Source organism: Bradyrhizobium mercantei (assembly GCF_001982635.1).
GTDB lineage: Bacteria > Pseudomonadota > Alphaproteobacteria > Rhizobiales > Xanthobacteraceae > Bradyrhizobium > Bradyrhizobium mercantei.
The window spans coordinates 734,127-750,204 of sequence record NZ_MKFI01000004.1; the positions used below are offsets into that span (position 1 = coordinate 734,127).

General features: G+C 59.8%; 12 protein-coding genes. 5 read left to right on the forward strand and 7 right to left on the reverse strand.

All coding sequences use genetic code 11. The features are described from left to right. Positions 1–818 precede the first annotated feature (818 nt). From BI327_RS21400 to BI327_RS21415, 4 genes are all read left to right on the forward strand, one after another. On the forward strand, positions 819–2,225 hold the full coding sequence (locus tag BI327_RS21400; protein WP_245334888.1) for a hypothetical protein: 1,407 nt from the start codon (positions 819–821) through the stop codon (positions 2,223–2,225). Positions 2,226–2,458: 233 nt separating this feature from the next. Continuing rightward, on the forward strand, positions 2,459–2,917 hold the full coding sequence (locus BI327_RS21405; protein WP_076862735.1) for a hypothetical protein: 459 nt from the start codon (positions 2,459–2,461) through the stop codon (positions 2,915–2,917). A gap of 136 nt (positions 2,918–3,053) precedes the next feature. Beyond that, on the forward strand, positions 3,054–4,790 hold the full coding sequence (locus tag BI327_RS21410) for a type I secretion system permease/ATPase (RefSeq protein ID WP_076863166.1): 1,737 nt from the start codon (positions 3,054–3,056) through the stop codon (positions 4,788–4,790). Continuing rightward, positions 4,787–6,259: an HlyD family type I secretion periplasmic adaptor subunit gene (locus tag BI327_RS21415; RefSeq protein ID WP_083742180.1), complete on the forward strand. Its 1,473-nt coding sequence runs from the start codon at positions 4,787–4,789 to the stop codon at positions 6,257–6,259. The genes BI327_RS21410 and BI327_RS21415 overlap by 4 nt, the downstream gene beginning before the upstream one ends. 12 nt (positions 6,260–6,271) lie before the next feature. Here BI327_RS21415 and BI327_RS21420 read toward each other — a convergent pair whose 3' ends face one another. The 7 genes from BI327_RS21420 to wecB form a co-directional block, all read right to left on the reverse strand. After that, positions 6,272–7,054, reverse strand: a complete 783-nt coding sequence (locus tag BI327_RS21420) for a response regulator transcription factor (protein WP_076863168.1) — start codon at positions 7,052–7,054, stop codon at positions 6,272–6,274. A gap of 213 nt (positions 7,055–7,267) precedes the next feature. Then, positions 7,268–7,852, reverse strand: a complete 585-nt coding sequence (locus BI327_RS43265; RefSeq protein WP_245334889.1) for a hypothetical protein — start codon at positions 7,850–7,852, stop codon at positions 7,268–7,270. 632 nt (positions 7,853–8,484) lie between these two features. Beyond that, positions 8,485–8,838, reverse strand: coding sequence for a hypothetical protein (locus BI327_RS21430; protein ID WP_143271672.1), 354 nt, complete (start codon positions 8,836–8,838; stop codon positions 8,485–8,487). A 173-nt stretch (positions 8,839–9,011) separates the two neighbouring features. Then, the gene (locus tag BI327_RS21435; protein ID WP_076862737.1) at positions 9,012–9,971 is read right to left on the reverse strand and encodes a WecB/TagA/CpsF family glycosyltransferase; all 960 of its coding nucleotides are present in this window, start codon (positions 9,969–9,971) and stop codon (positions 9,012–9,014) included. Beyond that, positions 9,968–10,948 (reverse strand): glycosyltransferase family A protein, encoded by a 981-nt coding sequence (locus BI327_RS21440; protein ID WP_076862738.1) that lies wholly within the window; start codon positions 10,946–10,948, stop codon positions 9,968–9,970. Before BI327_RS21440 ends, BI327_RS21435 begins: the two co-directional genes overlap by 4 nt. A 4-nt stretch (positions 10,949–10,952) precedes the next feature. Continuing rightward, entirely contained in the window at positions 10,953–13,154 is a 2,202-nt protein-coding gene (locus tag BI327_RS21445) for a GumC family protein (protein WP_076862739.1), read from the reverse strand. Between the two features lie 12 nt (positions 13,155–13,166). After that, complete coding sequence (gene wecB / locus BI327_RS21450) at positions 13,167–14,384, reverse strand: non-hydrolyzing UDP-N-acetylglucosamine 2-epimerase (RefSeq protein WP_076862740.1); 1,218 nt, start codon at positions 14,382–14,384, stop codon at positions 13,167–13,169. Positions 14,385–14,855: 471 nt separating this feature from the next. Between wecB and BI327_RS21455 the strand changes: the two genes are divergently transcribed. Beyond that, the gene (locus BI327_RS21455; protein WP_076862741.1) at positions 14,856–15,989 is read left to right on the forward strand and encodes a glycosyltransferase family protein; all 1,134 of its coding nucleotides are present in this window, start codon (positions 14,856–14,858) and stop codon (positions 15,987–15,989) included. Positions 15,990–16,078: the final 89 nt, after the last annotated feature.

A 16,078-nucleotide genomic window follows, 5' to 3' on the forward strand; every position in this document is an offset into this window, starting at 1 on the left:
AAGAGCATTTGATGGAGTGCGACGATTCACGTTGGCCTAACGTGCAAAAATTTTTCGCGCATGGACCGGATTTCAATTCAACATCGAGCGATCTCGGATCTGAGAACGGCGTCATCATGGCGCGGATGCGCGGCAGTCACGCTTGCGATGTCGACCGGCACGCGAGGCGATGTCGATCTGGTCTCCATCGACCTCCACCCCGCACATGATCGCCGTCGCGTCGCCCGACGATCACGCCCCCACGTTTCTCACGCAACGAAGCCGGCCGATTTGAACGCCGCTCAATCGTACCGCGAGGATCGAACCGGCGTTCTTCCCCGACCGGTCTGGAAACCAGCGCGGCCAGAGCCCAGACCAATCGCTTGCTAGGCGCGTCACATGCGACGCAGTCGCTGTCCTGCAGCGGTTGTCCGCTGATGCCTCGGTGCGTTTCGGATCCTACGGTGGAGCTTAGAGCCTCGCCTGAAATATCTGGCGCAAATCACTCAACCGCTCGGCAACGTCGGCGCTTGCCTTGGCAATCCACTCCTGGTGCCCAAGTCCGACCGCGGCTGAGCAGCACCATAATAGTCTTTCTCTGATCGGTAATGGGCCGGGCGTGCGAACGATTAGCAACTCAACTTTATTCCATGCCCCACATGGTCCGTGAGCTAAGCAAGCAGTTGCCGCACCCAAACGGATGTAGCCGATGTTACGGCTGCCACACGAAGCGCTATATCCGAACTGACGACTAGGCTTTCGACCTTCTCAGGACGACATTCTGTCCGGAGGGCAGAACCCGACCGATTCGCGGAGCGATTGCGATGAGGAAGGCTACGATGGATTTTTTGCGGATGTCGGATGGAATCCGGCTGCATCACGTCTCTCACCACGATGGTGACGATGAAGCAGGCCCCGCACCGAACGCCCCGTTCGCGACTGACGCGGTCGGCGCAGATGCGCTGGTTCATGGTTCCGGCCCGCTCGCAGGCCTTGGAGCGCACCCTGTGAGCGCTCACACACAACATCATGACGCCGATCCGGTTCAAGCCAAGCATCCCACCACATCGGAGGGCGGCACCGGCGGCCACGCTTGGGTGAATCCGGACGTTTCGGCCTCCACGTCCGCTTCCGGCGCATCCCATCCCGGGACAGGCATTGCTGCGGTCGAGAGCGGAGCAAACACGGCCGGGAACGGCGGAGACGGCTATTTTTATGGGGGGATTATTTATGCGTCGGTGCTGATTTATGAACCGATCAACATCTCGGTGAGCTTGGGGTACGGGTCGGTCGCCCTGGCCAGCCAGTCCAACAACTTGAATGTGGATCAATCCGCCTTTCAGATGGCCGGCGTCGGCGGATATGGCGGAAACGGCAACATTGCATCGGGAGGAAGCGTCGGCACTTCCTCGGGCTTCGACGTGATCGCTACCGGCGACAACGGCGCTGGAAACGGCGGCAGCGGCTATTTCTCGGGCGCGTTGGTGGACGCTCCCGTGGTGATTTATCATCCGATCAATATTGCGGTGGCGGGTCCGGGGGCCACTGCGCATGCAAGTCAATCGAACACGGTCGACATCGATCAATCGGTCACTCAGGTCGCGGGCGTCGGCGGAAATGGCGGAAATGGCAACGTGGCCAGCGGCGGCAGCGTTATCACGCTCGACCCCAGTTGGGGATCAAACAACGGGTGGAGCATCTCGGACCTTCAAACCGGCGAAAGTCAGGCCGGCAATGGCGGCGATGGCTTGTTCTACGGAGCAATTGTCCATACGTCTTTCGTGCTGTACGACCCGATCAACATCGCAGTGGCGGGCTACGGCGCCAATGTTCAAGCGGTTCAGACAAATGACGCCAACGTGGATCAATCCATCGTTCAAATCGCCGGCATTGGCGGGCACGGCGGGAGCGGCAACGCCGCGGCGGGCGGCCATGCAAGCCTTCTTTCCCATGGCTTGTGGGGCGGCTCCGACGCAATCGCTACCGGCTCGAACGGCGCAGGCAATGGCGGCACCGGATATTTTGCCGGCAATCTGATCGATGTCAGCGTCGCGATCTATGCACCCATCAACATAGCGATTGCAGGTCCCAATTCGGCAGCTGTGGCCGATCAGGTCAACAACGTGTACATCGACCAGAGTGCGGTCCAGATCGCGGGACTTGGCGGGGACGGCGGCAACGGCAATCTTGCGCTGGGTGGTGATCATTCCGCCCATCTTCTGCCGGACCTTCACTTGATGGCATAGAGAAACATCGCGCCGCTCGCGAACTCCTCCGACACTCTGCGCATGCAAGCTCGCCCTGCGAGCCTCCGATGTCGGGTGACGAATGTCGTACTTTCGTATGTAGATCGACCAAACCGGATGGTGTCCGATTTGATATCTATCGCCATCCCGCAAGGGCGGATCAGACTTGCTGCGCGCGTCCGCCTGATCGGGATGGATGCTGCAGGACAGCCAACAGAACGACGGAGGCTCAAATGTTGCCCAAGGCAATTCACATCTCGGATTCGATCGAATTCAAATCGATCAACACCGGTGGTCAAAGTGTCGGAAATGGCGGCGACGGTACCTTCAAGGGAGCTATCATCAGCAAGCCGACGGTCAACTTCGATCCAACGAACAAGGCAGACGGCGCCGATGTGCATGTTAACACCGGTGATCACGTGACTCAGACGGCAGACTGGGACGCCGGCGGTGCAAACGCGAGGGCCTCGGTGCTTTCGAAGGCTCATGGCGGAAGCGCCGAGTCGAACGGAAGTCAGAAATCCTACAGCGGCTACGATACCTCCAAGGTATACGCCAATACGGATGCCACGCAGATCAACAAGCTCGCCGTCGACCAGCACCAGGAGGTCGTGGCCGGCATCGGCGGCAATGGCGGAGACGGCAACGCCGCGCTGGGCGGAGAAGTGAGCTTCCATCTCGATACGTTCTGACCACCGGCTCGTCCGACTGGCAGGACCGGTGGCCACAGCCATCGGTCCTGAAGTTCGAGCACCAATGCCCTCCGATGGCAGATGACGTTGACCATCGGTCAAGTGCGCCGGACCTCGATTTCAGGCGGTGACGATCATGCTGATGCCGCCCATTCGATTGCCCATCCTGCCGCAGATCCGGACGCCACTAAACGCGGCGCTCTGGTCCTGCGCAGGACCGCTCGCTCTCGTATTCGCGTATAGCTGCAGCTACAACCTGCTTCTGTTTGCGCCCTCCATCTATCTTCTTCAGATCTACGACCGCGTGTTGTCGAGCCGGAGCGGCGACACCCTGCTTCTGCTCACGCTCATCGTCGCCATCACAGTGGTTGTCGGCGGCGTGTTCGATGCATTACGACGCGCCGTCCTGGGACGCCTGGGCGCCTGGCTCGACGATCGCCTTCGTCCTTGCGTGCTTTCGGCCGGCCTCGAATCGGCGTTTCGCAGCGATTGGACGCAAGCGTCGGGGGCATATCGGGATCTCGGCGTGCTGCGCCAGTTCGTCGAGGCCGGCGCATGTCCGATGCTGTTCGACGCGCTCTGGGCGCCCTTGTTCCTCCTTGTCCTCTTTCTGATCCATCCCTTGCTTGGCGTGGTGGGCGCCTGCTGCGTCGTCTTCCTGTTCGCGCTGACGGTTGCCGGAGAGCTGGTCACGGAAGACGTTCTGCTCAGGTCCGGCGCCGCGCTGTCCAGAAGCTGCGGCCGCCTCCAGACTGCAGCGGCCAACATCCACATGATCCGCGCCATGGGAATGTTCGATAGCGCTGCACGTATGATCCACCGTGACGCGCAGCACGCGCGCAGAGAGCACGATGTGGCACTCCGGCGAGGCGAGATCGTCATGCTGGCCACGAAGCCGGTCCGCGCGCTGTCGCAGGTCTTGATCATGGGAGCTGCCGCCTGGCTCGTCCTCGATCACGGGAAGAGTCCGGCAATCATCTTTGCTTCCACGCTGATGTTCAGCCGGGCGCTCGCGCCGGTTGAAAGTGCAGTCGCAGGCTGGAAATCACTCGTGACGGCCGTGAGCGCCTGTCAACGGCTCGGCGCACTTCTCGCCGCATTCCCCGCCGCCCGGCAGCACTGCGCGGAGGTTTCTCCGCTGCAGGCGCGAAGCGGCCTCGTCGTCGACAATGTTGACGTAAGGCTTGCGGGGAACGACCATCCTCTGCTGAACGGCGTCTCGTTCAAGCTTATGCCCGGAGAATGCCTAGGCATTATCGGTCCGTCCGGATCAGGCAAATCCTTGCTCGGCCAGGTGATCGCCGGGCTGTCGATGCCAACGCATGGCCGTGTTCTCCTCGACAATACCGACGTCTCACTACTTCGCGAGGGCCGAAACGAGGACCGCGTCGGATATCTCCCCCAAGACATCAACCTGCTCGGCGACACGATCAACGACATCATCGCACGCCTCGGCGATGCCGACCGGCGGAAGGTCGTCGAAGCGGCCAAGCTCGTCGGAATCCATGGGGCGATCATGCGCCTACCGCAAGGTTACGACACGGTGGTTCACAGTGAAACAACCTTCTCGCGCGGGTATCGGCAGCGCCTCGGTCTTGCCCGCGCCTTTTTCGGCAGTCCACGCCTCATCGTTCTCGACGAACCCAACGCCAGCCTCGACTACGGGGGCGAGCAAATGCTGCTGGATGCCATCGAGCGCACGAAGCTCGCAGGCGTCATCCTTGTCGTCGTCACGCACCGGATGGGTCTCCTCGCCGCCACGGACAAGATTGCCATCATGGAAGACGGTGCGGTCGCAGCGGTCGGCGACAGCAAGGACATCTTTGAGCGGTATCTGAGCCGACCCCAAGTTACTTCGCAGATTGCGCCATGATCTGGAATTCTCTCACCATCCGGAAGCTTCCCGCCGTCTCGAGACTTCCCATGATCTGGGCCCAGCTCATGCGAGCGCCGGCGAGCTCCCCGTCCGCCCGGCGATTGGGCGTCGTGGTGACCGCAATCGACGATTTCGAGCCTCTGGAATTTCCATGGTGCTCGACACCCATGCCCACCTCTCCGCGCGGAAGGCTTCGCGCGATCACCGTCGCGGGCAATCTCCTGATGCTCTGCTTCATACTGGGGCTTGGTACATGGGCGAGCCTCGCGCCTCTCGAGAGCGCCGCAATTGCGCCCGGCGTCGTGGAATCGGAATCGAGCCGCAAGACGATTCAGCATCTGGAAGGCGGTATCGTCAGGAAGATCCTGGTCTCGGACGGCGATGTCGTGCGAAGCGGACAAACGCTGATCGCGCTAGACGACACTCGGGCTGGTTCGGAGGTGCAAAGCCTACAAGGTCAGTTGTGGGACGCAACTGCTCGTGACGCACGGCTGCAGGCCGAGCAGCAGAGATTTGAGAGGATCGCAATCCCGGGCACGCTGGAACAGGACAGCAAGCAGAATGGGGTGGCCGCCGCTGCGCTGTCGGCGCAGCAGTTCATTTTTCAGACACGCCGGCAGGTTCATGAGTCGCAGCTTGCGGTCATTCGCGAACGAAGGCTGCAAGTCGAGAGGGAGATCGAGGGTCTCAAGGCTCAGGAGAGCGCCACCGGGCAGCGACTCGACATCGTCCGGGAGGAACTGGACATGGTCACGACCCTCGTCAACAAAGGGCTCGAGCGGCGGCCGCGGCTTCTGAGCCTGCAGCGTGAACTGGCCGATGTCGAGGGTCGCCGAGGTGAGATCACCGCGCAGATTTCCCGCGCCGGGCAGGTCATCAGCGAGCAGCAGGCCACGTTGTTCAAGCTCGAGAGCGACAGGCAGAACGAGATCGCACAGTCGCTTCGTGAAGCACAGAACCAGATATTCCAGCTCCGCGAGCGGTTGCTTGCGGCCAAGGATCAGCTATCGCGAACGGAAATCAAGGCGCCTGTGGACGGCGTGATAACTGATCTCCGGATTCACACAGCCGGCGGCGTCATCGGGCCGGGTGCACCGCTCATGGACCTGGTGCCACGGCAAGACGGCCTCATTGTGACCGCCCGCCTGAGGCCGGAAGACATTGATGTGGTTCACCCCGGCCTCAATGCCGAGGTGCATCTCGTACCGTACAATCAGCGTCGCGTGCCGCGCCTGAAGGGGATAGTCGTGCACGTGTCCGCCGACCGGCTTCTCGACAAGCGTACCGACCAGCCATACTACGCGACGAAGATCCGGATCAACGACGCGCGGATCGCAGAAAACGACATCCGGATCATTCCCGGTATGCCGGTTGAAGTGTTCATCACGACAGGGTGCGGCACGGTCGCGCTTTACGCGCTCAGGCCCCTGCTCGATAGCTTCCGCGGAGCGTTCAGGGAGGATTGATCCTGGTTATGGTCACCGGGTCTCCGGCATTAGGGCGGCCGGCTCGACACCGCGGCTCTGCGCGGGTAACCGGCCGCGCCAACGGAGGACCGCTTCCGTGCGATTGTGGGCAGCACATTTCCTCATGATATGCTGGATGTGCATTTTGACGGTACTTTCCGAAAGGTTCAGTTTGGCCGCAATCAGCTTGTTGGGCAAGCCGAGTTCCAGTTCCGCCAGAACGTGCTGCTCTCGAGGCGTGAAATCGGTCACGCTCCTCTCGATCGCCAGTCCGGCTCCCTCGTTGATCAGATATGCGGATGCTAGCCCGCGGGCATCCGGCGGCTCGAAATCCAACATTTTGTTCATCTCGGCCGCGGGCGACGGCCTGTAGACGCCGCCGACAAGAACGAGGCGTAGGCAAGCGATCGCGATCTCGATTGGTAGCGAGGTAGAAAGAAAGCCACGCACGCCCCGCTGCATCGCGGCCTGCACGGTCGGCTCGTCGTCATGATTGGAAAGAACTGCAACGGCAGCGTTGGGACAGCACTCCGCAACAAAGGCGAGATCGTCTTCAACCGAAGGATCGCCGATGAGCTTGTCCGCAATGCTCAGCACCACGAGACGAACATCTCGGGCTGACGTGCAGTCGAGGCCTTGGACCGTTGCCATGTCAAGGATATCGAGTTCGTCCAATTCCCGCCTGAGAATGTTCATAATGCATGTGCGAAGCAACAGGAGCGGCTCGACGATCGCCAGGACCGGCGGATGAAGCGATTCATTGGACTGCTTTGAGGAGTTGGTTATGTCGTGCATGATTTCCCCGAAATTGAAAGAATTCCTGCGATATTCCCATTTCGCATTGCGTCTCTCGTGATGCTGCATCAATCCTGAAAGCAGTATTGCGAGAGAGTGCCGCGCCGGCGTTGATGCCGTATCCACTTCGGGATCACTTGGCGCCTAGGGTGGAAATTCTTTCCGCTCAAATCGTTTGAGCGCGTACCGCACGGTGACGCAGTCGACGCATTCCTAATTGCAAATATTTCGATACGCGATTGAAGCCGCCGAGCCTGTCTGGCCGCCGACGACATACGCTTCATCTTCCTTCACGAGATACAGAAACGGTCTCTCTCCAGTCTCGCTGCCTGACGCGCTTCTTCCTTTCACGCGCCCGCAAATCGTATCAACGGGGCGCCCAAGCATGTTCTTTCGCATTGCGCGCTTCATATCGCTGAATTCGGCCGATCCTGCGTCGCCCATCTTCGTCGCGACCGTGAGCTTTGCCTTGTCCAGTACAGGATCTGATATGTCCGCAGGGCGTTCCGATCGCGAGACGCTCATCCTCGTCCGTGGGAACGAGGTTTTGGTGAGGTCGGCCGATCGTCGCTTCTTCGAGGATTTCTTGCCGGACACTGCCCTGGTTGCAGAATTCGATTTGACGATCGCAGGATGATCTAGCGACGATGCCGTGGGCACTGGCTGCGCGGGTTGGACGGCCGCAAACCTGTCGAAACAGGGTTGTGACGCGCACCCAAGCAAATACCCGCCGGAAGGCGCAAAACAGCCGAAGCCAATCAAGACTCCCGCCAGCACTCCAACAAAAAGCAGTCCCATCCGATTCCCCTCCTCGGGAGCTCGGCTCGCACTGGTACTAGGACTAATTCCGCGCTGGTGATCTTTATCTGTTGCTCAAAAGCGTTAAACGCTCATTAAGCGCGTGGTTGTTCGGCACCCGCCGGCCCCGGCTGATGAGAGCCTCCACACCTGTGCCGATCACCGCAAAAGGCCGGTCATGAAGGGACTCAGACGAGCTCTTGAGGTATTGGCCCGACTACGAGTTGTCGGGGGCTTAGCGCTAAACCGACTATTGCAGAAGCCCTGTTTTCCTAGAAGGCGAGCCTATGGCCCGACTGCATTTGAAGATCCACGGCGATTCAGAATGAAGAGGGAGCATGTCGGCCAAGCCAAGCGTGCCGGCTCGCCGATTGGGCGCGGGCAGGATTCACGCCGCCGCCCTGGCGCGCTCCCGTTGGGACTTCAGGGTTGCAGTGCCTTCTCGCAAAATGTCGTCCACTCGCCGCCCCTGGGACGCACGGCATCGCAAATGAAGAAGCGCCCCTCGTTGAGGGGACTGACTCGAAAACTCGATGGCTCAGTCACTTACCTCGGTGGCGTCCACACGCGCGCAAAGACCAAATATCGGATCACATGCGCGCTTCCAATGCACGCGGTGCGGATGGCGTACCTCATAGAGGTCGTGGACGCAGAGGGTATCCTCGAAACAAGAAGCCGAGTCCGGTCTTCTGGATCTGACCTGGGATCAGCTCAATCTGGGGAAGCTGAGAATTGGAAAACTCCATGAAGGCGTCCGTGGTTTCGAACATTTGACCCATCAACCCGCGATGCTCTGGTTCAATGATCGAGTAAATGCCGGGTTTGTCGCACGTCCAATATCCTGACCACAGTTCGGTCTTCTTCTCGTCGGGGTCAAAGATAAAGATGAACGCTCCTCCGTCCTCATATATGAGCTCAGCGGGAACGCAGCCGTGTTTGACCAGCGTTTGCAGAACGTGGCAAAACTCATAGCCAAATACGTACACATCAGACTTTAGCTTAACAACTATCGGCTGGTCTGCGTTATCGTACCCGAATGAATCGGTGCTACTTGGCGCTCTAAACACTTTGGTGCCTCCCGAGCTTGCGCTGAAGCGAATTGCTAAGCTGCCGCTCGGGATGAGTGATCCTAGTTGGTCAGCCGACTATCCTCGATGCCCTAAAGAGCACCCGCCGTCCTTGCCCGACGCTCCGAGACGCGTCGTTCCATACCGCGCCGGCGATCCGGCACCGGAACCGGCGGTCTCAGCACGTTGCTCCTTCGCCTAACAAGAATTCTCCGATCAGCTACCCTCCGTTCCGACCCCACTTTTCGATCGGCTCTCCACACCGCGCTCGCAGATCCGACGACCGCTCTCTCCCGGCGGGCGGCATAAGCCCTACGCGCCACCACTTCGCGGAGCGCGAGCCAGATAAACTCACTGTTGGTGGAAAGATATCGCCGCCACAGTTTGCGCGGCTCCATCATCAGCCGCCAGAACCATTCGAGACCAAACGATTGGAATAGCCGAGGAGCCCGCCTGATAAAGCCAGCCAAGACGTCGAAGCTGCCACCTACCCCCAGGATGATAGGCACCTGCAACCGGTCCCGATGGCGTTCGCTCCATACCTCCTTGAAGGGGGACGGCAAACCGATAAAGAGAATGTGGGCGCCGCTCGCACGTATCTCATCGACGATAGCCTCGTGCTCGTCCGGGCCGAAGTAGCCGTTCCGGAAACCGGCGATCTTTAGCTGAGGAAAGCGCACCTCGCAGATGAGCGCGAGCTTTTCGACGACGTTCTGCCGCGCTCCCAGAAAATAGACACCAAGCCCGCTGGACGCAGCCTCCCTTAAAAGCGCTTCCATCAGGTCGATACCTGCCACGCGCTCGGGGATATACTGACCTGACGCTCGTACGGCCCAAACCACCGGCATGCCGTCCGCTACCGTCATGTCGGCCGCGGAACATGCCTGCGCCAATTCCGCGTCCCGCCGCATCAAGCAGAGATGCGACGCATTGATCGTCATGACGACGTGAGAATTGCTCGAGCGGCGACAAATATCGATACAACGCTTCGCCGCCTGATCGAGCGTGACCGCATCGAATTCGACGCCCAACAGGCTCGCGTGTTCCTTCATCTGCTCAACTCCCCCTGCGGCGATCGGCGATCGGCTTGCCACCGGCCCATTTGCTCGGCGTCCAAGCGAGCCGTGGCGGCCTGTTTGCCCAGTCTCAGGCACGCGTGCTGGTAGGTGCGAAGAAAACGTCTGAACTCGGGGTCATTATAGCGCGGCAACCCCTTTGCCCAGCTGCTGAAGTAACCCCAAAGCATCGCGACGCTTCCGATGAACATCGGGTGCGCGCGAAGACGGGAAGCCGCCACCGCCAGATAGTAAAACGGCGAGGTACCCATGAAATACTGACCGAAGCCGGCACGAATTCTGCCCGCCCAGATGCTGTTCTGGCTGGCACCTTGCGGGCGAAGGTGGATGAATCGAATTGGTTCTGAATCCACGCTCTCGGCGATCCAGCCTAGCATTCTGGCGCGGTGGCAATCGATGCCATCCCACATCACCTGTCGCACGAACCCGCCGATCTGCTCGAAGCACGCAACCCGATAGAACTTCGTCATTCCAACCGACATCTCGTCGCCGCAGACCTCGGGCACGAGATCGCCGGTTTGGGGATGAACGAACCAGGGTTTGCCGGAGGTCGTCCCGATACGTGGATTGCCTTCCATCCGCTGGATCAGCAGTTCGAAGTAGCGAGGCGGCAAGTCAAGGTCCATATCAAGCTTGCACAAATAGCCGAAGTCGCTGAGAGGCACTTGATCAAGACCATCATAAAACGCCTCAATCACACCGGGCCCCACCCGCCGGTGGCCTCGGTCTTGGCGGCGCACGACCCGCAGATAAGACAACCGCGCCGCATACTCTTCCAGAATCCGCGGCGTCTCGTCGGTCGATCCATCGTCAACGACTATCCACAGCGCTGGCGGTACCGACTGTGCAGCCACGCTGTCCAGCGTGCGGCGGAGATACGGTCCCTCATCGCGGCAGGGCGAAATCAGCACATAGCTGCGCGGAGGCCCTGACGCACTGCCAAGTTCGTCCACGGATCTACTCACGGTAATATCCTTCGGACCTGACGCCATTCCTGGCCTCGATGGTTCTAAGCTCGAGAGGATCGATTTGGTTGAGTACGATTGTCGACACGCGCTCACGGATGAGCTCCGTTACGGCCAAGGCTTCGAGCACGCTCGTACGCTTGGTCTGACCGCATTCAACAACAAAGACGAACTCGTCGATGAAGCGCTCGATCAGCCTTGCATCAACGACCGACATGATCGGCGCCACCTCCACTACAATGTAGTCATAGGTTTTCCGTGCAACGGCAAGCAGGTCTTCCATTTCCCGCGAACCCAGGAGTTCAGCAGCGTTTGGAAGCCTGAGGGAGCACGCATTTGGCAGGACATCCAGCCCCGAATGCGGCCGCTTGCAGACAAACTCGCCTAGGCGGGCGGGATCCTCCAGCGCCTCGAAAAGCCCAACCTTCGCATCGGGGGCCAGTGCAGTCGTGAGATTCCGGAGATGAAGGTCGGCATCGATCAACAGCGTGCGCGCTCCGGTGGAAGACAATATGAGCGCGGCAAGATTGGCGGCAACGACAGTCTTTCCCTCCTTCGAAACCGCTGACACGACGCCGATGACTTTGCCTCCCGTCGATACGGGCGAACGGTCGAGCATCGCCTTCACATTGCGAAGACCTTCCGAGAAGCGCGAGAACGGGGCAGCAAGGACATGCTCCTCGATCGGCAATTGACCCGCGTAAACAAAGGGCAGTCCGATGCACCGCGTATCGGTCACCTGCTCGACGGCCTTGGGCGTTCGGAACACGTCCGCCATCCATTCACGACCGAAGGCGCAACCTATGCCGAGAAACAGACCAAGAAACGTGCTGCCGGCCGCGACGATGAAAGTTTTCTTTGAACTCTTTGTCAGCGGCGGCACTGCTCTTGCGATGATCTGCGCACTCTGGGCCGGAAGCGTCTCGGCCTGTGCCGCTTCGATCTCCTTGTGCTTTTGCAGGAAGCCACTATACAGGTTGCGCAGCGCCTCGGCAGCACTCTCGAGCTCGCGCAACCGGCTTCCGGTTTCCGCGGAAAGCTTTGCGGCCGTATCTTCTAGTTCTGTCTGTCGTGCCCTGGCCACCTCGTATTCGCTGGCATAGGAATCGGTTATTCGCCCCTCGTCGGACTGGATGGCGGCTTCGACGGCATTGAGCTGCGCGCGAAGCTTGACGACAGCTGTGTGCTTGCGGCCGACGCGAGCTTCCATTTCCGCAAGGCGAGACGAAAGCTCGCGCTTCTGCGTGCGGAGACGTGCAAGCTCGCTGTTGTTGAGCGCGAAATTGATGACTGCGGCTCGCTTGTCATTGAATAGTGCATCCGTCGACACCGCTGACGGAATTCCGTTTGCCTCGGTCCGCTTGATACGATCGAGGCGTTCCTTTGCTTCGACTGCCGCGAACTTGGCATTCATCAACTGGGTATTCAGATTTGCCAGGAGCTCAGTATCCTGCGCGCCCGTGCTGCTGAGGTTGTTGGCCGTCTTGAAGTCCTGCAACGCCTTGTCCGCATCGGCCACCTGCTTCTTCAGCTCGATCAGCCGCTCCTGCAGCCACTGGCTCACCTTCTGCGTTGACTTCAACTTTGCGTCCTGCAAGGACGCCAGATAGCTATCCACGATGCCGTTGGCGATCTTTGCAGCCTTCTCTGCGCTTTGCGACTCGACCGTCACGTTGATAACGTTCGCAACATCCTCACGTGCAATTGTCACGCGCTTCAGCAGAGCCTCGAGAGCCGCCCGTTCAGCAGCCGCCGCAGCCGTGCTGGAGGTCCCGTCGGTGGCGCTCGCAAGCGCGGAGCGGCCGGCAAACTCGCTATCGTTCGCCAGCCCCAGCGAGCGAATAACCGGAAGCAACACTCTGTCGGATGAAAGCACGTAGAGCTGGCTGCCGACCTCCACTTCGTCCATCGTCGGCTGATCTACGATCTTGTTGGTCTGCAGGTAGCGATTGAGACTCCGATCGATCAGGATGCGCGCACTGCTCTTGTACGGCGCCTTCATGACCACGACAGCAGCGACGGCCACCGCCAGTCCCATCAGCAGTCCGACAAGGGGCAACCGCCATTCGCGGCGCAAAACGTCGACGATCTCCCACAAGCCGAATGCGGGGCGGCCTGCCGCCGGAGCGGCGTAGTCTTCAGCAAGCGGCTGGCCGTATTCCTGAATGACCAATTGATTGCTTCTGGTGTCCATGGCTTCGTTTGATCAGTGCGCCGGTTGAGAGAGCGGTGGTGTCGGCCGCGAATGCATCTCGGCATTCGACATAAGATTGACGTTCGCCATTTGCTCAGCTGGCTGTTGCGTCCGACCGACATTCAGAAGATCATGCACGATGAGTTTGCTCGCGCGCCCGTCACCGAACGGATTGGCACCGAGAGACATGGCTTCGTGCTCCTCGGGCACGTCGAGCAGGCGCTCGACGCCTGCGACGATGCGAGCTGGATCGGTGGTAACCAGGCGAGCGACGCCGGCGTCAACGGCCTCCATGCGCTCGCTGGTATCTCGCATGACGAGCACAGGCTTGCGAAGCGCCGGTGCCTCCTCCTGAATTCCACCGGAATCAGTGAGGATGAGATACGAGCGCGTCATGAGATAGACGAACTCGGGATAGTTCAGGGGCTCGATCAGGAAGACATTTCGCGCATCGCGCAGATGATCGAATACCGGCCCGCGCACGTTGGGATTCAGATGAACGGGATACACGATCTGGATATCGTCCCGCCGACTGATTGTCTTCAATGCCTCGCAAATTTGCCGAAACCCGGATCCAAAGCTCTCGCGCCGGTGTCCGGTCACGAGGATTAGCCGCTTCGAGGTATCGAGCCATGAATATTTCATCTCGAGCGACCGGCGCAGCGCGCCCGGTTGAGAGATGTTTGCGGCCATACGAAGCAGTCCGTCGATCACGGTGTTGCCGGTGACAATGATAGCGTCCGGCAGATAGCCTTCCTTCAGCAGCGCCGCACGCGCCCGCGACGTCGGTGCATAGTGCCGTGTCGTAACGACCGCAGTGACCCGCCGATTGGCCTCCTCCGGCCACGGGCTCATGAGATTGCCAGTTCGCAATCCCGCCTCGACGTGCCCGACTCTGACTGACCGGAAGAAGGCGGCAAGTGCAGCTGCCGTACTGGTTGCAGTGTCGCCCTGTACAAGAACAACGTCCGGATTGTAGTCGGCGATTATAGGATCGATTCCGGTCATTACCGCGCTGAACACTTCGCTCAGCGACTGGTTCGGTCGCATGATGTTCAGGTCGTAATCAGCTTTCAGCGAGAAGGCAGACATCACATCATCGAGCATCTGACGATGCTGTCCCGTCACGCAGACGCGCGCATCGATTCCCTCTGCTTCGCCCAGCGCCAGCACAAGCGGCGCCATTTTGATCGCCTCTGGACGAGTACCAAACACACTAAGTATACGCATAACGCCCGACGCCGCCTGTGTTCAAAAATTTTCTGTGTTGAATGATTTTTGCCGTGTCGAAATGATGCGGCACGCTACCGGATTTTCCCGACGCATTCATCGCCCACTTGGACTGCAGGCAGATTTAATGAACTTTATAGCTAATTGTCGGAACTGCTGAGCGCTGGCGCGCGGTTCCAGATTTAACTTTTTCGAGTTAACGCGCACTCAGTGGTTGTCCTGCTCGCAGTCTTCGTCGGGCAATCCCGTACTGGCATTCGCAACCGCGTAGCCGGAATGGCAAGAGGCGCGCAATGAGCCCGCTCGCATTAGCCAATTTCACTAAAACTTGGACTCAACGAGATTGAATGGGCGTATGTGGACTATGTTGATTTGGCGCCATTGGACGTGGCGATCCGCTCCCGGTCGAGGAATTGCGGAGGTTGTGTTGCCGGCACGCCCCGGCATTTAGCAAGTCGGAGGCAACGCCTCGTGGAAGGCAAGGTTCTACTCCTCTCGCAGCGTCGGATTTCCGACCTTGTCGCATTTTGCCTCAGCTATGAGTTCGAGGACAATCTGGCGGCGATGACGGGTGCCGATCGTTTCGATGTTCAGGATCGCGCGGCGCTGGAATTCTCGCGGCGAATCTACAAACTGGCACGCTTCACCTCGGGATCGGCCAAGCTGGCAAGTAGGCTGGCGCTGTATCCGCCACGGCTGCGGCTGCAACGCGATTACGAACTGTTTTTCCCGATCTTCAGCAATGCTTATCAACTCCACGCGCTCGCCGCGATTCCCGACTGGCGCAAACGGTGTCGCAAAGCCGCATGCTTTATCACTGAAGTCTGGGCGGACGACATCCCGGAGTATCTGGTCGAGCTCCTGTCCGGATTTGATCATATATTCATCGGACTGCATCACTGCGTTCCGCGCATCGCGCAAATAGCAGGCCGACCGTGCAGCTATCTGCCGCTGGCGGTCGACGTGGAGCGGTTTGCGCCGAAGCCCGCGCAACTGCGATCGATTGCTGTGTGCAACATCGGACGTCGTTCGGATACGACTCACGCCGCGTTGCTGGCCGGCGCCGGGCGAGAGCGCTTCTTCTACTACTACGACACTGTGGCCGCGAGCGGCTCGAACCGGAAGGAAAGGACGTTCCGGGTCGACAATCCGGAAGAACATCGCATCATGATTGCGAATATCCTGCAGCGCAGCCGCTATTTCATTGCCAATCGCAGCCACGTCAACAACCCGGAGTTCACGGCTGGCCGTGACGAGATCTCCGCACGCTATTATGAAGGAGCAGCAGCCGGGGCGGTGATGATTGGTGAAGCGCCGCGCACCGAAGAGTTTGCGCGGCAGTTCGACTGGCCCGATGCCGTTATTCATGTTCCGTTCGATTCGCCTGACATCTGTCGGATCCTCGAAGAGCTCAACGCAGACCCGGCGCGACTGCGCGCGGTTCAGATCGCTAACGTGCAGGAAGCCGCGCTAAGGCATGATTGGCTCTACCGCATACAGACGGTCTTCGACGTCCTCGGCATTGCTCACACCGACCAGATGAGCGCACGAGCCGATCGCCTGCGCCAGATCGCCGGATCCTTCGATCTGTCGGCAGCCGCTTAAAATCGTCGCTTCAAGTCAAGCGGCAGTGCGGCATTTCCGGCCGTTTATGGTTAACGCCCTGTTAAGCGTCGGCTGCTACATCCCGCAGG